At 46.7% G+C, this 20,924-nt stretch carries 16 protein-coding genes; 6 read left to right on the forward strand and 10 right to left on the reverse strand.

The window, feature by feature from the left end; genetic code table 11:
• Positions 1-78 precede the first annotated feature (78 nt).
• Both AC58QM_RS14030 and AC58QM_RS14035 read right to left on the reverse strand, forming a co-directional pair.
• Positions 79-1,623 (reverse strand): extracellular solute-binding protein, encoded by a 1,545-nt coding sequence (locus AC58QM_RS14030; RefSeq protein WP_497284906.1) that lies wholly within the window; start codon positions 1,621-1,623, stop codon positions 79-81.
• A gap of 182 nt (positions 1,624-1,805) precedes the next feature.
• Positions 1,806-2,735 (reverse strand): N-acetylneuraminate lyase, encoded by a 930-nt coding sequence (locus AC58QM_RS14035; protein WP_497284908.1) that lies wholly within the window; start codon positions 2,733-2,735, stop codon positions 1,806-1,808.
• 76 nt (positions 2,736-2,811) lie between these two features.
• On the opposite strand from AC58QM_RS14035, the gene AC58QM_RS14040 reads away from it, so the two are divergent.
• The gene (locus AC58QM_RS14040; protein ID WP_497284909.1) at positions 2,812-3,705 is read left to right on the forward strand and encodes a helix-turn-helix domain-containing protein; all 894 of its coding nucleotides are present in this window, start codon (positions 2,812-2,814) and stop codon (positions 3,703-3,705) included.
• Positions 3,706-3,711: 6 nt separating this feature from the next.
• Here the strand turns inward: AC58QM_RS14040 and AC58QM_RS14045 are convergent, their stop codons facing one another.
• Both AC58QM_RS14045 and AC58QM_RS14050 read right to left on the reverse strand, forming a co-directional pair.
• Entirely contained in the window at positions 3,712-4,857 is a 1,146-nt protein-coding gene (locus AC58QM_RS14045; protein WP_497284911.1) for a sialidase family protein, read from the reverse strand.
• The gene (locus AC58QM_RS14050) at positions 4,835-5,998 is read right to left on the reverse strand and encodes an MFS transporter (RefSeq protein ID WP_497284913.1); all 1,164 of its coding nucleotides are present in this window, start codon (positions 5,996-5,998) and stop codon (positions 4,835-4,837) included. The genes AC58QM_RS14045 and AC58QM_RS14050 overlap by 23 nt, the downstream gene beginning before the upstream one ends.
• 212 nt (positions 5,999-6,210) lie before the next feature.
• Between AC58QM_RS14050 and AC58QM_RS14055 the strand changes: the two genes are divergently transcribed.
• The 4 genes from AC58QM_RS14055 (at position 6,211) to AC58QM_RS14070 (ending at position 11,044) form a co-directional block, all read left to right on the forward strand.
• Entirely contained in the window at positions 6,211-7,971 is a 1,761-nt protein-coding gene (locus tag AC58QM_RS14055; protein WP_497284915.1) for an ABC transporter substrate-binding protein, read from the forward strand.
• Positions 7,972-8,154: 183 nt separating this feature from the next.
• Positions 8,155-9,135, forward strand: coding sequence for an ABC transporter substrate-binding protein (locus AC58QM_RS14060; RefSeq protein ID WP_497284917.1), 981 nt, complete (start codon positions 8,155-8,157; stop codon positions 9,133-9,135).
• A gap of 34 nt (positions 9,136-9,169) precedes the next feature.
• The gene (locus AC58QM_RS14065) at positions 9,170-9,931 is read left to right on the forward strand and encodes an IucA/IucC family C-terminal-domain containing protein (protein ID WP_497284919.1); all 762 of its coding nucleotides are present in this window, start codon (positions 9,170-9,172) and stop codon (positions 9,929-9,931) included.
• Positions 9,932-10,081: 150 nt separating this feature from the next.
• The gene (locus AC58QM_RS14070) at positions 10,082-11,044 is read left to right on the forward strand and encodes a helix-turn-helix domain-containing protein (RefSeq protein WP_497284920.1); all 963 of its coding nucleotides are present in this window, start codon (positions 10,082-10,084) and stop codon (positions 11,042-11,044) included.
• A gap of 21 nt (positions 11,045-11,065) precedes the next feature.
• On the opposite strand, the gene AC58QM_RS14075 is transcribed toward AC58QM_RS14070, so the two are convergent.
• The 6 genes from AC58QM_RS14075 to AC58QM_RS14100 form a co-directional block, all read right to left on the reverse strand.
• Positions 11,066-11,899 carry a phytanoyl-CoA dioxygenase family protein gene (locus AC58QM_RS14075; protein WP_497284922.1) on the reverse strand — a complete coding sequence of 278 codons (834 nt, stop codon included), beginning with the start codon at positions 11,897-11,899 and terminating at the stop codon, positions 11,066-11,068.
• Between the two features lie 251 nt (positions 11,900-12,150).
• Positions 12,151-13,800 (reverse strand): type 2 periplasmic-binding domain-containing protein, encoded by a 1,650-nt coding sequence (locus AC58QM_RS14080; protein WP_497284924.1) that lies wholly within the window; start codon positions 13,798-13,800, stop codon positions 12,151-12,153.
• Between the two features lie 31 nt (positions 13,801-13,831).
• Positions 13,832-14,704: a carbohydrate ABC transporter permease gene (locus AC58QM_RS14085; protein ID WP_497284925.1), complete on the reverse strand. Its 873-nt coding sequence runs from the start codon at positions 14,702-14,704 to the stop codon at positions 13,832-13,834.
• Positions 14,705-14,717: 13 nt separating this feature from the next.
• The gene (locus AC58QM_RS14090; RefSeq protein WP_497284926.1) at positions 14,718-15,671 is read right to left on the reverse strand and encodes an ABC transporter permease; all 954 of its coding nucleotides are present in this window, start codon (positions 15,669-15,671) and stop codon (positions 14,718-14,720) included.
• 241 nt (positions 15,672-15,912) lie between these two features.
• Positions 15,913-18,144, reverse strand: a complete 2,232-nt coding sequence (locus AC58QM_RS14095) for a helix-turn-helix domain-containing protein (protein ID WP_497284928.1) — start codon at positions 18,142-18,144, stop codon at positions 15,913-15,915.
• Positions 18,145-18,343: 199 nt separating this feature from the next.
• Positions 18,344-19,261: an AraC family transcriptional regulator gene (locus AC58QM_RS14100; protein ID WP_497284930.1), complete on the reverse strand. Its 918-nt coding sequence runs from the start codon at positions 19,259-19,261 to the stop codon at positions 18,344-18,346.
• Between the two features lie 186 nt (positions 19,262-19,447).
• Between AC58QM_RS14100 and AC58QM_RS14105 the strand changes: the two genes are divergently transcribed.
• On the forward strand, positions 19,448-20,869 hold the full coding sequence (locus tag AC58QM_RS14105) for an MFS transporter (protein WP_497284932.1): 1,422 nt from the start codon (positions 19,448-19,450) through the stop codon (positions 20,867-20,869).
• The last annotated feature ends 55 nt before the right edge of the window (positions 20,870-20,924 follow it).

Here is a 20,924-nt window from a genome sequence, read left to right on the forward strand (position 1 = left end):
GATGAATAAACAACGGGGATGCACAAAATGTGCATCCCCTGCACTTGACGCATAGAAGAGACGAATGCTGGATTCAAACTACTTCTTCAATTTATTGTACTGCTCGGTCTTAGCATCGATGAGACTGGTCATACCTGCCTTGTTCAACTGATCGAGGAATTTGTCCCAATCGCTCATCGGGCGCGCACCCATAATGAACTTCGTCACTTCTTCGTCCCGCAAACGTTTGATATCGCTCATGGATGGTACTTTCTCCGTTAATTCTTTCGTGTCATACACAATATTGTAGTCGAAAGCCATTTTCCCGGAGTCTAGCTTCAATAGCTCTCCACGTAGGAACTCTTTATGCATCTTGTTCATACCGTCGTTAACGTCTGCTTTGTTCTCGTTAGAAAGCGCCATACCCCAGGCAAATTCGCCGGCATATTTGCGATCCTTACTAAGCTCGTAAATAGACTTCGGAGTGATCCATTTCCAATCCTTATCCATCATGCCATATCGGGTAATGATATAGTTATCAATATCCTGATAAATCCAGTTCATATACTTGATTGCGGCTTCCGGATTTTTTGCCTTCTTGCTAATCACTGTACCGCCCGTACCACCCGGATTAATCGTTTGTGTCTTCCCTTTCGGACCGGTCAAGCTAGGCACAGCGATGTAGTCCATTTCTGGAATACTCGTTTGCACCTTCGGCAGCTGCAGTGTCGTGTGCGAATACCAGCGGGCAGATGTGCCTACGCGGTTCGTCTTTAGTAGCTCCAGCGCATCATGCTTCGCGAAAGCTTCTTTATAGATGTAACCCTTCTGGTACCAGTCGGCCATCTTTGTTACGAATTCTTTATAGCCCGGTGCGAACTCGACTGGTTTTACCTTCTTATCTGACGGATCAAGCCAGTCGCCGTAGCCTCCATCAACGAAGCCTGCTGCCAACGACATCGTCAGTCCTTCAAGGTTCGTCGATATTGTAATCGTATCGTCCTTGCCGTTGCCGTCAGGATCCTTTTCCTTGAAAGCCTTCAGAATCACTTCCAGATCATCGATCGTCTTCGGCGTCTGCAGACCCAGCTTCTGCATCCATTCCTTCCGGAGATAGATCGGATAAGCAGCCGTCAGCGTCAGACGGGGAATACCCCAGATCTTGCCGTCCTTATCGGTCATCATATCCCAGGATTCCTTCGGCCAAGCCTTCTTAATGTCTTGACCATACTTATCAAGCAGATCGTTCAGAGGAATAATTGCGCCCTTGCTGGCGTAATCGGTCCAACTAGCCTGGAATACGTCGACCTCATCATTAGAGGAGAGAAGCAGGTTCAGCTTCTCCTTCGCCGTTTCGCTATTGGCCGGAGGAACGATAGCGTTTACATCTACGCCCGTTTTTTCTAAGATATATTTTTTGACCTCATCCAAACGTGCGGCCTCACTACCTTGCGGCATGTCGTTCAATGCCCCAGAGTTCGCGTAGAATGTTACTTTCGCCGGTGCCCCTTTAGTTCCACTAGTAGGGCTTGCTCCCTTCTCACCTGTTTCACCAGTGCTTCCTCCGGAGCTGCAGCCTGCGAGTAATGAGATGGAAACGAATGTGGCAACGCCTGTTTTTACAAATCTTTTGCTTGAAACCACGGGTAATACCTCCCTTAATTTCTATTGTTGTAAGCGCTATCTTTTGCCTGCCAAGTGAGTATATCACCGTTATTTCCGGCTAGAATATCATACGATTTTGATAAAGGTACATAAATTTTTGATATGTCAAAAATTTATGCACCTGAAGCGTATCCTCTATTATAATGCTGCTTTGTTTACGCCTAGCCGATGGACTGCTTAAGGGTATCCGCCTTTAACACTTCATTTGATTGGAAGAATGATTCGATCTTCCGCTTCTCGTCCGCCGTCAATTGCTTCAGCGGTTGACGAATGAACGACGTGCGGAAGACACCCTGCAAGTACATGACATACTTTTCGTACGCCATTACGTCAATGGATATAAGTTCCGTAATAACTTCGTTTGCTTGAGACTGAAGAGCTGGCATTGCTTCCCATTGCTTCGATTGCGCCAGACTGAACAGCTTAGCGAAAATCCCTGGCATAATGTTGAATGTACTCCCGATTGCTCCGTCTGCACCCATAATGGCGCCTCCCGTATAGACTTCGTCATGTCCGTTGAATATGAGGAAGTCCTTACCGCACTTGGCGCGAATTTGCTCCATTTCGAATAGGTTGAGCGAGGTGAATTTAACGCCGATACATTTCGGATGCTTCGACATCTGTTCATAGAAGTCCATTGTTAAGCTGACACCGGTCGCACCTGGAAAATGATATATTATCATAGGCAGTGGGGTGGAAGCCATGACATCTTCATAATGGCGCTTAATCTCTGTCATAGACAGCTTGTAGTAGAAAGGCACAACTGCCGATACGGCATCGACATTCATCTGTTCGGCATGCTTCGCAAGCTTAATTGTCTCCCGCGTGCTGATGCAACCTACATGCGCGATCACCGTGCCACGGCCCGCATTCACACGAACAACCGTTTCCAAGATCTGCATGCGTTCTTCCAATGTCAATAAGAAACCTTCCCCTGTACTGCCTCCTACATAAAATCCTTTCGTTCCCTGACGCAGCTGATGCTCCACAGCTTGCTCAAGGGATGCAAAGTCAATAGCTCCATCCTCCATCATAGGGGTGAGAAGTGCAGTGAAGGTACCTTTAAATTTTTCCAATGTTTGATTTGTCATGGGAATTCACTCCTGTATGCTATATTTTTGTTATAATGATGACATCTTAGCTCGATTAGGAAGGGATGCTTTCTTCTTGGCGGAATATCCTCGTTATTTAACTGAATATCCGAATGCCGACTCGACATTTCCATTTTTCATGAAAATTGACCGGCACAAGCAAACCCATATTACGCCTCACCGGCATGATTTTCTCGAACTTAGCTTGTTTGTGGAAGGCGGCGGTGTAGAAACCATCAATGGCCAGCGTCACACTTTGAAGCCAGGCACGATGATGATGCTGCTCCCCTACCAAATTCACGAACTTCAATATGAGCCTACGGTACTGCCTATGATGTATACTTGCAACTTCGATATCGAGCTGCTGTCCGGAAGCAATGAAGCCGACTGGGGCTTTCAAGCTTGGCTTGATGCACAGTCCGAGGCTCAGGCACCCTATATCCACCTAGATCCGAATGGATTAAGCCGAATGAAGGAGCTCTTCGCAGCAATGTACGACGAGTATATGAGTGATAGTCCCTGGCGCAAATATAAGCTGAAAGCGATGCTGATCGAAATCATAGTTGAATTCGATCGACTTCGTCTGCGGAGCATGCCGATGATAGAAAAGTCGACCACAGTGCCTGTCATGGCTGGCACCGGTTCCAACCGCAAGAACATTTGGCCAGTGATTCAGCATATCCATGCCAATTACCGAGAGCCTTTAACGCTAACTGAGCTTGCCCAGCAGTTTCACTTCAACGCCACCCATCTGAGCGAATTGTTCAAAAAGCAGCTTGGACAGAACTTTGTCCATTTTCTACATGAAGTCCGCATTCGTCATGCCAGCAGCTTGCTCTGGTCGACCGAGCTGCCCGTGTCCGCCATCTCTCTAGAGGTTGGCTTCGGATCCCTGCAGACGTTCTCCCGCATCTTCCGACAACTGAAAGACTGCACACCGATGGAGTACCGGCGGAAGCGTCAAGCATGAAATCCTTTACGTCTCCATGACCCAAGCCCAATTGAACCGGGCTAACGTCATTTTTCGTTCATCCGCCTGCTCGGTCTTCGCTCCTCTTTCATACAGGCACAGAATCGAACCGTCGGCTGCTACCGCTAGGTCAGAATATTGCGCGGGTCCCGGCTCCAGCGATTTGCACGCCGTCCAGGTCTGACAATCGTCCACACTCGCCTTGATGGTTAAGCCCCGGCGAGCGTATGGATGGACGGTCAGCTGCTCACTAACCTTGGTTGTCCGCTGCGGTCCCGTCAAATCAGACAAGTTCGCGAACAGAATAGGTGCGACGTCAACTCCTTGCTGCTCCGGCAGTTTGATAATTGACCCAAAACAGATGGGATCCGGCAGCGCCTCATCGTAATAAGGCTGAGACCATTCCGTCGCCCCATCCGGACTGGTAGTAATTAAGCGGCGGAACGTATCGGATTCGGTTCGCACATTGAACAATACGCTACCGTCTGATAATTGCACCGGCACGGTCTCATTTGGATGCAGTACGGCGTCCGAAGAGCGCACAACGAATTGTCCCGGCTGCCACGTCTTCCCGTGATCATCGCTATAGATGGAGACGACATCGGATGGTCGATGACCCTTTTTCCCGTTTCCAAACTCTTCCCCTGTGCCTAGAGATAACCACACCGGTATGACAAGACGTCCGCTTGTGAGCTGGATGCCGTGTCCTGGACCGGGAGCAATAACCTTCCAGTCGTACTCGGACCGATACGTCTCCATGACAGAAGTAATCTCGACAGGCTCGCTAAACGATGACCCTTCATCGTCGGATTTCATCGCATAGAGCCGTTCATAATTCGTGCAGTACAAGCAGTGCACGTCCCCTGTCTCCATGTCGGCAAACAACACCAGATTGTTAATCGGCTCCTTCACACTGTAGCGCTCATATCCAACAAGAATTTGTGGTGCTTCCCAAGTGACACCGTTATCGAAGCTGCGCCGCATGACGATATCTATCGGATCCCAGTCGCTCCCTCTTCCCTTGCGGGCGTCATACCAAGCGATTACAGTTCCTCGCTTCGTTGTAATTAATCCCGGAATCCGGAACACCGAATAACCGCGATCCCCCGCCGTTTCAAAATCCTGTTTCTCACAAAATGCTTTCTGTGCCATGTACAGGTCTCCTCTCGCACCTATTTTTTGACCACATCATCGTTAACAATGTACCGATACAAGCGAGTCCGCCGCCTGCCAAATACACGATGTTAGGCTCAAACCGTCCCATCCCCCAGCCTCCAACTGTGCTCCCGATGAATCCGGCTACGCCTGCGAATACTGCTGTGAACACCGCTTGACCCGTAGTCTGCAGATGCTGCGGTACAAGCTTGGACACTTGCAGCACTACTGTGACATAGAGGATGGGGACGGTCACTAGATTCATCGTTTGATGAAGAATCAGCCAGAGCGGATCTTTCATCCATGCCAGGGTGATCCAGCGGAGGACGAACATCCAACCGGCAAACACCAGCAGCTGCGTTTCCCCATACCGCCGGAGCAACCATCCCGAGCCATAGTAGGCTGGGATCGAGCATAACGTTGCTGCCCCCCAGGCTAGACCGACCTGAAAATCTGTCGCGCCCTGCATTTTCATATAAACACTGAATAACTGATCATTCATACGAAAAGGAATAGCCATGACTGTCACTGCAGCCACAAAACCCAGATACGTTCGGTCACTCATTAATTCCCTGAGATGCCGAAGCTGCATCGACTTCACCTGCTGATTCCCCTCGCTCGGAAGCTGTGTCCCGATGAGAATCAGCAGTAAGATCACTATCGCGAAAACAGCTGGAAGCGTAGCGATGCCCCAATAGCTAAGGGCCGTTCCGAAGAGCAGACTGCCTACCGATAACCCGACGGAGCCCCATAACCGAATGCTCCCATAGCTTGTGCCTTTGCGTGTCGAGTAGGCAATCGCCATCGTATCCGCCAGTGGTGTAAGCGGAGAATACACGAACATGAATAAGGCGTACACGACGAAAACCGACATCAGTGCCTCCATGCGGAACATCAAGCTTCCTGCAGCTAGTGACAACGCCAGCAGTATGAGAAGCAACGGCTTCAACTTGCGCCAGCGATCTCCCACCACTCCCCACAGAGGCGGTGCCACGATCGAGGCAATAGCGCCCGCGGATACGAGTAACCCTACCTGTACAACCGTATAGCCCTCATGCTGGAGGAATAGTGGCAAATAATACAGAGCAATGACCGTGAGCAGCGCTTGCACGAAATAGTACGATGACAGCGCCCTCATCGCAGGTTATGCCCCAATTGAGACGGCATACATACACGCTCCTTTCCACCTCTTAAGTCTACTGCTCCGCAGCCTGCCGAACATCTCAAAATTTCGGCACTCTTTCATTTGTTTTTGGCAAGGAACATGTTCTAAGCGCATTCGGATAGTGGTAAGATGATAGCATATCTCGAAGTAATAAAGATGGACCTAACAGGAGCTGACATCATGTTATGATTGTGGAAAATCACCTTATACTTTGGAACCAGGCATCGTTGAAAATAATTGAGGTACAGCGGGTAGAATTACCGATCGGCGAGTATTTGCAGACATCCAAGCTTCTGTCGAGTGCCCTTTTATACATAGTAAAAGGTCGTGCTCGGCTCCTACTGGATGGGAATGAGCATCATGTGGAGAATGGTTATGTTTGTCATGCCGGCAAAGGCACAATTCTTACTGTCACCGACATCACCGATCCTTTAGAATATTACCTCATTATGTATAAAGCCTCTCTACCGCTCCCGTGCAGTCAAGATCTGATACAATTGATGGCTCGTACGGAACCGTTTGATAGCCAATATGCTTTTGTAGTCAGTCATGCAGCTCCGCTACTCCACTCTTTATCCCGTATGGAGCAAGAATGGGAACAGCCGGAAGCTATGGCGAGATTGCAGGTTAAATCGTTATTTTATCAGTTGATTTGCGAGCTGATGGGACAACTGCAGCACCAGCACATGGAGCAGATTTCACCAGATATGGTTCTGCAGGCTGTTAGACATATGGATGAACACTATGCCGAACCGATTACAGCAGACACACTTGCTATGCTATTCAACAGCAGCTCGCGCACCATGCAGCGGATGTTCAACAAGCGGCTCGGTCTCGGACCGATTGACTACCTGATGCAGATTCGTATAGACAAAGCCAAGGAATTGCTTAGCGGCACGAAGGCAGGACTCAAGGATATTTCCGAAGCCGTGGGTTATATGGATAACTACTATTTCAGCCGATTATTTAAACGGTACACTGGCGTTTCCCCAAGCATGTATCGAGAATTCATGCAACAAGATTTGGGTGATGAACTGGAAAATGTTAATTTGATTGCTCCTCCGTTGGGGACAGTTAGCAGTCCGATGAATGTTTCCTTCCATCGCTCACAACCGACGATTATTCATCTGAAAGGCGAGCTAATACTCCAGCGACAGCCTGAGAAAATTGCTCTGCTGGATCCCCAGTTTTTGGACCATTTTCTGGCGCTAGGTGAACAGCCAGCCGGCAGCGTCATGGACCCCGATGATCTGAGTAACTTTCCAGAGTATCTGTTCGGGAAGCCGCGTGAGGTCACAGTCTTGGGCACGATGCATGATCCTGATCTGGAAGCACTGCGTTCATTGGCACCCGATTTGATCATTTGCACCGAGATCCAGAGCCACATTTTTGCAAGCCTCACGCAGATAGCGCCGACCGTTATGCTGAAGCGAAATCGCGACTGGAGAGAAACCTTGCGAACCATCGGACGGATCATGGGTAAGAAGTTGGAAGCGGAACAGGTCATACAGCAGTATAAAAACAAAATTAATGGGCTGAAATCGCAACTTGCAACCAAGATGTCTGGGCAGTCGGTAACGTTGATCAGGCCGTTAGACAATGCGATTAGGCTGCACACATGTGCTCATCGTACGGCGGCGATTCTATACACGGATCTGGGGCTGAATCCGCCTAAGCAAGCCGTTGACCGCAAAAGGACGAGCTCACTGATTTCATTAGAAGGGTTGCCGGAAGTGGATGCGGACCATTATTTCGTATTGACCAACAACCATTATAAACCTTGGTCGGATGAGCTTCAGACCACGACGACATGGAGAAGTTTACGCGCCGTAAAGCAGCATCACATATATCACGCCAAATCGAGCATTTGGATTGCTTATTACGGCCCAATCGCGATGAATCACGTGGTTGATCAAGTAGCGAAAGCTTTCTTGGATGCCAAATGATCCCTTACACATACAAACACTGTTCGTTCAGGATCTGCTGATCCTAACAACAGTGTTTTTTGGTGTCGCCACAATCCATGCAAATTGGCGCAAATATCCATGGAAGATCCCCGAATGAATCGTTATAGTATTGTAGATGACGATGAGTCTCATTCTCAACAAAAAATGGAGGAATAATATCATATGTTTTCAAAAATGAAGTATTTATCGACCTTTAGCTTATTACTCTGTCTCGCTATCTTTTTGAGTGCATGCGCAAGCAACTCCAATTCAGGTAGCAATAACGCTGGTACAGGAACGACCAATCCTGCTACTACTACACCATCCGTCCCTGCAGCACCGGTTACAATTCAGCATTTAAAGGGTGAACTGACACTCAAGGAAGTACCTAAGAAAATTGTCGTGCTTGACGTTCAGTTCGCAGATCAAATGCTAGCATTAGGTTTTAACCCGACGGGTAGCGTAATTGCTGAAACCGACAACGGTCTCCCTCCCTATTTGGGCGATAAAATGAGTAATATCCCGTTACTTGGCACTTATTTGGAACCGAATTTGGAAGCAATCGTTGGATTAGAACCGGATCTCATCATCGCTACGGATGCCCATAATAAGATCTACGATAATTTAGTGAAAATCGCACCAACGATTGTTCTACAGCGCACTGAGGACTGGCAGACCGTACTATTGAAATTCGGACAAATTTTGAATAAGCCGCAAGAGGCTCAACAAATCGTTACTAACTACAAACAAAAAGTAAGCGATCTAAAAACAACATTAGCAAAGAAAATGAATGGTCAAACTGTTGCCTTAGTCCGTCCTAGAGATAAATTAATTCGTCTTCAAACGACAGCACATCGAACTTCACAAATCCTGTACAACGATCTTGGCCTGACTCCGCCTCAAATGGCCGTTAACGCTAAAGATACAAGTGTCATGATTTCATTTGAAGTTCTACCTGAACTGAACGCTGATCATATGTTCCTGCTTCAAGACGAGACGAATTTGGAGTTAACAACACAATTTCAGAATACGCCGATCTGGAAAAACCTGAAATCCGTTAAAGATAACCACGTATATTCGGAAAATACAGCACAGTGGATCGGTTATTATGGACCCATTGCCATCAATTTAGTTGTGGATCAGATTGCCGCTGCGCTTAAATAAACCATTTTAAACATAGAGACCTAGGAGGTTGTGTATGAACAAGCAGTCACGGCTTGCGCTGGATGAATGGGATTACTTGAGCGGGCAATTTGGCTTGCGTGCATATGAGGAAACTCGTCCTGCTTATTCAGTGAGAGCCTTGGACCTGCTCGATGTGGAGATGTGCTCCGAATATTTGGACCAGCTGACAGTGCTTCTACAGTCTCCGTCGAGGATGATCACAGCTTCGCAATTTTTCAAAAGATATGCCGCCTTAACCGCTATTCCGCTGCTTTATGCCATGACCGTGTACAACAAGGGACTCGATTTATCTGCCGAAAATTGCTCTCTCGCCTCTTCGCCTGGTCACTCCTGGCTCAAGAATGTCAGTCTTTCCAATATTGATGTTACAATGCCCGAAGCTGGCGAACGGCCTATTTGGCGCAATGCGGTTATTTCATCACTTTTTGCAGAGAATATAGGGAAAATAATAGCAGTCATGTCTAGCGTGGCCAACGTACCTAAATTGATACTATGGGAAAATGTTGCGGTTCGTGTGTACTCGTTATACGAGAAACGAATTGGGGTAACCGGAGAACAACCTGAGCCGTTCCGCACAGACTTCGAGTATCTGATTCATCAGGCTCCTGGCGCATTATTTGGGGAAAAAGAAAATCCATTAGGCCGCTTTTATCGTAAACCGACTACCTCATCCGTATCTACTACGCCCATACGGGTTCGCCAAACTTGCTGCTTCTATTATGAGGTCTCCAGTATCAAGGAATACTGTACGACTTGCCCAAAGTTGATGGTTTAAGTCATGTACAATTCTTAACGGCATTAATATTACCTATTACTAACAAAGCGCTTCCTAGTTCCTTAGGTAGTGCTTTGTTTGTTGTTGAGACTACTCAAGGATGTTGCCACTTGTTATAATGATTATAATTTTAGACAGGAGGGGACTTGCATGCAGTTTGAGAAGCTGAATCATCAGCTGGCTCAAGTAGATATGTCGGCGGCCGAGCGAATTAAAGCTTATTTTCAATTCGTCTGCGATCGTTATTCTGTCGGTTTGAACTTGCACGACATCGCCGGGCTTAGCGAAATGGATACCACGCTATCCATGGCCTTCTCACCTTATCTATATCACAATAATCCCTTCTGTAATTACGTGAAGAGGTTTGAAGCTACCTTTCAAGCATGTGCCCGCAACAAAGCAGTATTATGCCGCATGTGTACGAGGTCAGCCACACCTTTGTACGGCTCTTGTTATATGGGTATTGAAGAATTGAGATTCCCTATTCATTGGAAGGGACGCTTGCTTGCATTCTTGTGCGTTGGGCAATTTAGCACAGATCTCGAAGGCTCCTCACAACGTCTAAAGACGCAGGCAGCAAAGTACGGCTTAAATGCAAATGAACTCGAGCAACGATTTCTTGCTACCACTCGTCCACTCGATCTTAATATCGGGGAGCTGCATGCACATATAGGGATGCTGACCCAATACTTGATCCTTCTTTATGAGAACTTTCTGTTAAACACCCATCACGGACAAAGCATGGATCAGCGCGCTGAAGCTCATCAACGAAGCTTTATCGTGAGTCGAACCCTTCACTATATTAAGGAAAATTTTATCTACCCGATAACATTAAGCGCTCTGGCAGGGATCAGCTTCTGCAGCGAAACCTACCTAAGCCATCTATTCAAGGAAACGACCGGATCGACGATCACCGAATATATCAAAGAATTAAGAATTCAAAAAGCAAAAAACTTGTTAGACATTACGACCTATTCGATTACTCTTATCGCACACCAGTGCGGCTTCAATGACTCTAATTATTTCTCCAGAGTGTTCCGTCAGCATACTGGCATGAGTCCGAAACAATATAGAGGTCGGACTAGTGATGTAAAAAGCCCATCAGTTAACTGATGGGCTTTGATCTATGCTATTTTATACATACACGCTCTTACCGTTGTCCTCGACCAGCAACAGCTGCTTCACGGGCACCATGGATGGCTCGGGCTGGTAATATTTGAAGCAATTACTACTGATGTCACCTAATAACTGGCGTTGTATTGGGCTAGCTCCTTCCAGCAGTTCATCCGAAGCTTTATGGTAGTCGATAGGCCGCATCCAAAGTGGGCTATATCCCATAAACAGTTGGCGACGCGTATGCTCTGAACGGTTCGGGGCGCCGGCATGCCACAAGTTTTGTCCGAAGATAAATACATCACCAGGCTTACCGCAAACCTGAATTTCACCGTCCAAAGGCACATTCACATCTGATTGTACAGGTCTGTATCCCGGTTTCATGTGACTGCCTGGGATGATTTTGGTGTTTCCTCGATTAGGTTGGCTCATGTCACTTAAGATATAGCAAGCTTTTACGTAGTACAAGGAAGTCAAACCTGCGATGGATGGGAAGTGCGGACTAGGTCCATCTTGATGCCAATCGATGAAGCTGGCTGTTCCCGTTTTCTGATCATTCGGATTCGGCTTGCGCACGGTCAGATGGGAAATATGCAACTGTATATTGTACCCCAGTATATTGGCCATCAACTTCGTCACAGTAGGCTCATCAATCAGCGAGAGAAACTCTTTGTCTCTGGCTACCGAATGATACCAATTATAGCTTAAGCTCTCCTCTTCCTCTGATATCAACCGATTCACTGCTGTATTAAGAAGTTCTACCTTCTCTGCACTAAGCACATTGCGTAAAATGACATATCCGTCTGTTTGAAACTGTTGAACCAGTGCCTGGAAGTCCTGCGTTTGTTCTACCATATGATGAATGCCTCCTTCAATTAGATAGTCTCATTTTATAGTGAATCGGCCTGTCAAAACCTTCATTTTATTTCGAATTACTAGCATTATTTTTAAGTAAAATAGCCTCTCCTCCGAAGGTAGCCTGACACTATAAGGACGGAGCCCAACTTAAATCAGAGAGGGTGTCTCCCGGCATTCAGGAGGCACCCTCTCTATGGCTTAGTGAAACGCGGACCACTGTCTGTCAGACATGATCCGCTCTACTTTCCTTATTTCCCTGCTTGTTTCTGCTGTTGAACTAAGAGGTCATAGACATCTTTAATGGAGACCGCATTCGTTTTATTTTGCTTATACCAGTTGATGTAGAAATCGTCTACCTTGTCTCCGCCTGCTTTTTTCCATGTACCCTGAATGTTCGTAATCACACTGTCTGCGGAATAATTGCCTGTCACGACGGATTTTTTCAACTCATCGTCAAAGTTTACACTCGCGACAATTGTATTTAGCTCAGAAGGCAAGGAAGGCAAGCTTAGATCAATCACGGTACCTGGCATTGGGTTGCTTGGGTTCAAGTAGATTTTGCGCGCTGCTTCAATCAACTTTTTGTATTCCATTTGCGTCGCGTTGTTGGCATCAAGCAGATCTAGTACCGGATCACACTTCATCATAGATTCTTCGCTAACAAGAATAGAATAATCGGCGTTCCAGCTGCGTTCTGCTGTGTTCTTCGCAGCATCTGTTGGAACCGGACAGCCATTGGCATTCGGCTTATAGTGCTCGCCTTCCGTTCCCCAACGAAGCGTCTTCACGGTTTTCTCTGTGTTCAAGTAGTCGATGTATTGAATGACCGCTTTCGGATCTTTTGCTTTCGCATTTACAACACCAGCCATCGTAAACGGCGTATTGATTGCTGGGCTGAATTGGCCGTTCGGTGTGCTTGGCAGTGCAATCGGAATCACTTGTGCATTCGGGTCATTCTTTCTTAATGCTTCGAATACGCCCTGCGCTTCGCTGCGCTGTGTCATATAAAATCCGAGCTTGCCGTTAATAAAATCGCGTTTTGCTTTATCCCCGTTTTGGTCCGTCAAGAAATCTTTATCAACGAGACCCGCATCGAATATTTGCTTCTTAAAGGCTGTTGCGGCTTGCATGTTTTTCCATGAAATAGAGAATGCATTGTTCTGATCCTCATAGTTCGTGTTATACGGTACACCGAACATATAGTCAGCAACTTTCCAGTTCAAGAACCCGCCAAGCGCCATGCCGTACGTATCTTTCTTCCCGTTTCCGTCTGGATCTTGTTCGACGAAAGCTTTTGCGATTTTCAGCATATCCTCAGATGTCTTCGGCACTTCCAGGTTCAACTTCTTCAACCAATCCGTCCGTACCCACAGCATCCAGTTGATGTCACCTTGGCGTACAGCACCGATGTCGTACAATTTACCGTCTGCTCGAGTACCGAGCTTTTTCAATACGGGATATTTCTCCAACTGCTGTTTATAGACGGTGCTGTATTTATCAATAATATCGTTAAGTGGCAACAGTTGCTTACTTTCATACCAAGTCGAACGGTCAGGTGCATTGTAGTCCACAATAATATCTGGAGCGCTTGCCGAAGCGAATAGCACGTTTAGTTTATCGATTGTTTTGTCACGAGGAACCGGTACGATTGAAAGATCAACAGGGCCGTTTTTGTTCATATAGTCAACCCAACGATTCTTCTCAAAGTTGCCTTCTTCCGCAGGAATTTTAGCGCGATCGTAGACAGTGATCGATACTTTTCCTTTTACCGCTGGCGTAGCAGCACTTGAAGTTGAAGTTGCTGTCGTTTTCTCTTCTTTCGCACAGCCTGTCAGAACCATTCCAATTGCAGCTGTCGTGACTAAACCTGCATACACCCATGTCTTTTTGTTTTTCATACGAACCCTCCTGAGAAATATAATTTACTTTTTACCCTTTTATCGAACCGACCATAATCCCCTTAACAAAATATTTTTGTAAGAACGGATACAGAATCAGCATAGGGACAATCATAATGAAAATACTAGAAGCTCGAATCGCTTCTGGGGTAATCATCTGCACCTGATCAGGTTGCACTTGATCCATTTGACGTGAGAAACTGTTCGCTACCATCTCTTGAACCATAACGGCCATGTTCTTCTTATCGCTGGAATTAATATAGAGCATGACATTCAAGAAAGAATTCCAATGTCCGACGGCGTAAAATAAAGTGAGTGCAGCCAGTACGGGCATGGACAACGGCAGGATGATTTGAAGCAAAAGCCTCGACTCACTTGCGCCATCAATTCTTGCCGCTTCTTCAATCTCTTCGGGAAGCGTTTCAAAGAATGTTTTTAAGACCAGCATATTGTATACGCTGACAAGTGAGGGCAGCCAAAGCGCCCAGTACGTGTTCACAAGCCCTAAATTTTTCACCAACAGGTAGTTGGGAATTAATCCTGCGTTGAACAACATCGTAAATAGAATCAACATGGTATAGAATCGCCGGCCTTTGAATGCTTTCTTGGCAAGCGGATAAGCGGCAAGAATGGTAAAACCCATATTTAGACAAGTACCGAAGACGGTAATAACTAGGCTATTCCAGAACGCTTTGCCAATACCTGTACCTTCAATTACAAGTCGGTAATTATCCAAATTAAACCCGACCGGCCACAATCCCACTTTGCCTGAAACGACGGCTTGTTCTGAACTGAAGGACACGGCCAACAGATAGATTAATGGGAGTATGCAGATAAAACCGATAAGGCCCATCACTGCATAATTGACGGAGTAGAAGATCCGTTCCCCAGATGACTGTTTCATGCGATCTCCCCCTTCACCATAATCCGTGATTAAACTTGCGTGCAATCGTATTTGCCGATAACACCAAGATTAGTCCGACAAGAGACTGAAAAAATCCTAGCGCTGTCGTCAAACTGTATTTAGCCTGACCCAAGCCAATAGCGTAACTCCAAGTACTGATAACACTCGCAATATCTCGAACGCTCGCATTTTGCAGGATATAGATCGCATCAAATCCGACATCCATCACATGCTCCAAGGATAAGATCATCATGAGAACAATGACGGGCATGATACCAGGGAGTGTAATGTGCCAAATCTGTTTCCACTTGTTCGCACCATCCAGAGAGGCAGATTCATACAAACTTGTGTCGATGCTGCTCAGCGCTGCGAGATAAATAATAGATCCATATCCCGCTTCTTTCCAAATATGAGAGCCTAGAAATACAGCCAGCCAAGACCCTTCTTTATATAAGAATGCGTACGAATGCCCCGTTAAACGCTCCAAGAGATTATTAACAATGCCGTGCTCTTGTGCGAACAACAATACAACAAATGAGCCCACGATAACCCAATTCAGAAAATGAGGTAAATACAGAACAGTTTGTACCGTTCGTTTAAAAAACTGCGCTTTCATTTCATTCAGCAGGATGGCAATGATAATCGGAAATGGAAATCCGACGACCACGGTCAAGAAGCTGATCATCAGCGTATTACGAATGACCTTCACCATATCTGGATTATTAAATAGCAGTTTAAAATTATCAAAGCCTACCCAAGGACTGTGCAAAATACCATCATGTAAGTTGTAATCTTTGAAAGCGAGTACGAGGCCACCCATCGGCACGTATTTGAAAAGTACAAAGTAGATCAATGCCGGTAAAAACATGAAGAATAACAAGCGATTATGACGCTTACTCTTCTTCACTTTCTCTTTCTGCGTAGCAGACGACCGTATAACCGTTATCGTCTGGTTTAAGTTTTCCATGCCATCCTCCCCTTGTTCACATTCTGTGTGTTGCTTGTTGTACCCTTATTAAAACGGCTAAACACAGCCTTCGACAAGAGCTCATTTTCATGCTTTACGCACGATATTCTGGTTGGAAAGGATGAGGCGGATTTATGATTATCATCTAGAATTTTGTATATTATAAAAAAGGCCCAAACAGCGATCCACTCGTACGGAATCGCCATTTGAACCTTATTCACACAGCCATCTGCTCCTAGTACTACTCGCTTTTCCCTAACTTGCGATAATCCCCTGGGGTAATCTCTTCAATCTTTTTAAACATCCGGATGAAGGATAACGTATTGTCGTAGCCCACCTGTTTGGCGATCTCTTGAATCGAATCATTGGAGACATTCAACAGAACTTTAGCTTGCTCAATTCTCAAACCTGCCAAATACTCCGTAAACTTAATACCAATCTCATCTTTAAATAGCTGACTGACATATTTCGTGCTTAGATTAAAATGTTCACTCAATAGATTCAGTGATAAATTAGAATCCCCATAATTGGCGTCAATATACGCCTTAATGCGTGGTGCCGTAGAATGCACGTTGCGTCGCTCACGCAATTCCTTCAGTTGATCGTCCGTTCGCTCGAGCCAATTGTAATACCGACTCATCGTCACTTCGACAGTCTCCAATTGACCAATCTCAGCCTGCAGCTGAGGAAAAGCCGTTTCTTCCCAGTATCCTCGGTATTCGGGCAGCATTTCCTGAAATGCCGCATTCCATTGATAGTTCATATAATCCACAATCATCCGTAATTCTTGACGGGACATCGTATCTTGCTTCATCGACTCCGCCAAACGACGGAATAACGGCTTCCACTCAGCATTCCCTTGCTTAAATTGACCGGCAATGACACGAATTTCATGATAGTGACCATAGGCCGCTTGGCTGTTCACTTTCACTTCACTGGAGGAAATGACTTGGTCTGCGCCTAGCACGATTTTGTAATCGAGCGCATGCATCGCTTCCTCATAGGATAACGAAACTTCGCTCACATCCGTAACGTCACTGCCAATTCCGACGGAAACCGTAAATTTCAAATGATTACGGATCCATTCATTGAGTTCCCTGGCAATATGAGCCGCAATTTTGCTTCGATCCTGCGGATTCTGTGTATCCGGCAACACCTGTATCGCCGCTCCTAGACGCGTTGCATCCATCCACGCCATCCAAATCCGGCAACCGTGCTTGTCCGCGATTTCTTGCAGCGCATTTTGCACGACAAACTTAAGCAAAATTTGATCGCGATAATCATATAACTTCGTAAACTCCGTATATCCATCAATACCGATGGCCATCACATGCCAATAATCATACGCGTCTGGACTTTCGAGAAGACTAGCCTCCAGCCGCCAATCCTCATCGGAGAACATCCGGTTACCGGTCAGCAAATCATGGATGAAACGCTGACGGCGATAGGCCACTCCTTGCGCTTGTTGTTGTTGATATTCATTCGACTGCTCGATGAGACTCGTAATCGCCTTATCCAAGAACTGCAATTCGTCCTGCCCCTCCGAAACTTGGAATAACTTGCTTTTAGAGGAAGAAGAACTCTCTAGCTTGTCCATAATCGCCTTTAGCGGCTTATAATTGCGCCTAGTCACAAAAACAATCCACGCAATACCGCTCAGAATCGCAAGAAGAATGATCACTAGCCAAATCATCGGGATCGTAGCAAACAATTTAAACGTACCGCCGTCGTGCAGCCCGCTCTCGATCTGCCAGCCTGAATAGCTTGAAACCAACGTAGTCAGCGTTGTTGTGTGCTGGATTTCGCTTTCCTTGACGACCTGATTCCCTGCTTGGTCTACAATATCTACATAACTAAATTTAGAAGCTGACATATCCTTTACTAAGCTGGCAATTGCTTTCACGTTGATGTTCACAACGACGAACCCTTTTTCCCCCGTCAGCAGCGGCACACCCCTAACCAATGACACAACGGAATTTACAGGTGCATCATCGGATTGCTTAAATGAACGAACCGGCACCCAGCCTGGTGGAATGCCATCCTGTAGGAGCTTGCGAATAAACGTATACACCGTTGAATCGCTTGCCTGCATGAGAGAATCCTTCATCAATACAGACTGATCAGTTGCCCTATATAAATATAAAGAGTCAATCTCAGGAATGAGTGAGGTCAGCTCTCCAATTTTTTTAGAAGGAATGAACTGCGAGTTATATCGATCTTCTGGTGTATTGTAAAAAAATAAGTGAGCGCTTTCATCATTGTTGAATGCATTAACAACGAGCTGCTCGACTTTCTTTAACGTAAAATCAACCGTGCTCAATACTTGTTCCGTATAAACGCGATTCGCCTGCTTGGCTTGGTTCGAAGAGATGTTATTCACCATATAAAAGAATACAAACGACAGCACGAAAGTCACTAATATCAATACAGGAATATAGGATAGCAGTAAGCGATTAAACCATCTTTTTGTCATAATTCGATCCCCTATGTCTGTATTCTCAATGATATTACTCTACACAAAAAGGGAATATTCGTCTAGTTCCCATAGAACCATTAGAATATCCCCAACGAAATCATGTTTTCAATATTCTTTTTTCCTGAATGTTATCAAATATCCCTATGATCGTACATTTCTGACTTTTTGCTTATGGGTACGAAAAATGTAGGAATAATCAACTATTCTCGAACGCTTCCGGTACTGGTTTATTGTGAAATGCTTTTATATCTTGCAACGGAGGAAGTCCGAAGAGCCGGCGGTATTCCCTGCTGAATTGAGCCGGGCTCTCGTAACCGACTTCCAGCGCAGCAGCCGTGGCGTTCGTGGATCCGTTCAACATAAGGCGTCTCGCTTCCTGAAGGCGTAGTTGCTTCTGATATTGCAGAGGAGCGATCGTCGTGACAGCTTTGAATTTATGATGAAGTCCTGAGACACTCATTTTGGACGATCTCGCCACCTCTTCGATGGTAAAGGTCCTGTTGTAATTCTCCTTAATCCAAGCAATGGCCCGACTAATCCCCTCGTTCTGCTGGTCCATAAAGACCCTTTGGACAAACAAGTGACCATAATCTCCCGTCAGCAAGCGGAAAATCATCTCACGCTTAATCAGAGAAGACAAAAAGCGGACTTCCACTTCAGGTTTACTTCGCAGTTCTAGTAGCCGGATGAATAAGTGCTGCAAGTGTTCATCGGATTTACCTACGTAAGCAGCAGGGCCTAACTTTCGGTCGGGCGGCTTTACGCTGATCCCCGTATCCGTTAGGACAGAAGCAATTTCTTCCGCCGTGAGGTCAATACGCAAGCCCAAATATGGCGATTGCCACTTAGCACCGACGATTTGACCAGAGGCCGGTATATCAATTAACGATACTAAATAGTCTCCCGTACCATAATAGATCGTGTCCTGACCGAGATGAAGCTTTTTTGACCCTTGTAGAACTAGGCAAAAAGAAGGAGTGAGTACACCGGGCATAATCGCCGTCGGCCGGTTACGCCGGACCAGCGAAAAAAAAGGTATGGACGTCTCATTCCGCCCCTCCGCAAGATGAAGCGACTCTACCAAATGTAATAATTCTGCCAATTTCGTCTGCATGCGAACATCCCTCCATCCTCTTTCTCTCTCTATTATACCCCCTTATTTTAAGAGTGCCAACCCGATTATCAACTTACAAAGGAAATTCAATTTGCAGTATTGAGCAATTTTTAGGCAGAAACGAGCTACTTCCTGCTGCGAATTCACGGCATAATACTGTTATAACGTGAAAGGGAGGTATTTCTCTTGAATTTGAGTGAACATGCGAAACGAATTATTTTGATCATGATCGTCGCCTGTCAGTTGATGATGGTGCTCGACGCTTCCGTATTGGTTACCGCGTTACCCGAAATCGGACGCACGCTCCATCTATCGACAACCGCTTTGACATGGGTGCAAAACGCATATATTTTGGCTTTCGGTGGATTCTTGTTGTTAGGAGCTCGCGCGGGGGACATACTAGGGAGAAGGAAAACCTTTAGCGTGGGGATTGCCTTATTTTCTCTAGCTTCTCTGCTGGCCGGCCTGGCACCGTCCGCTTCGCTACTGCTCGCGGCTCGCGCAATGCAAGGACTGGCGGCAGCGATGGCGACGCCATCTGCGCTCGCCCTATTGTCGGTCAGCTTCTCGGAAGCTAGAGAACGATCAAAAGCGATCGCTGTATACAGTGCCGTAGCGGGAGCCGGCGGCAGCGTCGGTTTGCTCATTGGCGGCATGCTGACGGATCTGATCTCTTGGCGCGCCGGGATGTTCCTCAACGTGCCGATCGGCATCGCTCTGCTTCTTATGGTACCTCGCTTTATGCAGGAGACAGCGTTCAAAGCGGGCCGATTGGATATCTTCGGAGCCCTGACGTCGGTGACCGGCATGACGGCGCTGGCCTTTGGCTTTGTTCAAGCCGCGTCTGCCGGCTGGGAATCGCCCGAGGTATGGGGCTCGCTATCTATCGGAGGTGTCTCACTAGCGGCTTTCGTATGGATTGAAGCACGCGCCAAAGAGCCGATTACACCACTCCGCCTTTTCGCAAGCCGAACACGATCAGGAGCCTATCTAGGTAGGTTGTTGCTTTTGTGTGGAAATTATCCGATTTTTTTCTTTGTTCCGCAATTTCTTCAGCACGTGCTTCATTTCAACGCTTTGGAAGCTGGACTTGCGATCATGCCATTTACGATCGTTCAGTTTGGGATGATGTACGCCATGCCTTCGCTCGTAAATCGGTTCGGGAACGCTAACGTACTGATCACTGGATTGATCATCGCCATCATCGGAACAAGCTGGCTGAGCCAACTTTCGGCTGATTCGAGCTTTCTATCTCATTTGTTGTTCCCTCTACTCATTATGGGCTGCGGTGCCGGGATGATCTTCCAACCCTTCACGACGTTGGGATTGTCAGGCGTTGAGGCCAAAGACGCGGGAGCAGCGTCAGGGCTCGTCAATGTTGCACATCAGACAGGCGCATCGCTTGGGCTTGCGGTTCTGATCTCCGTATTCGAGATGGTGAACCGGTCAGCAGCTCCTTCGGATACGACTTTTGCCCATGCGGTCTCCATCTCACTCGTGGGTTCGGTCGTTTTCCTGTCAGCATCGCTTCTGACGGTCTTGATCCTGCTTTTACCAGCGGAAAGGGCGAAGCGCGCCTTCGCGGCTGAAACGCGGAAGGCATCCTGACGCTTTCATGATTCATCTTGAACGAAACAAAGTGCCGCCCCCTCAGTCCATGACT

The organism is Paenibacillus sp. J22P165, from assembly GCF_059692015.1.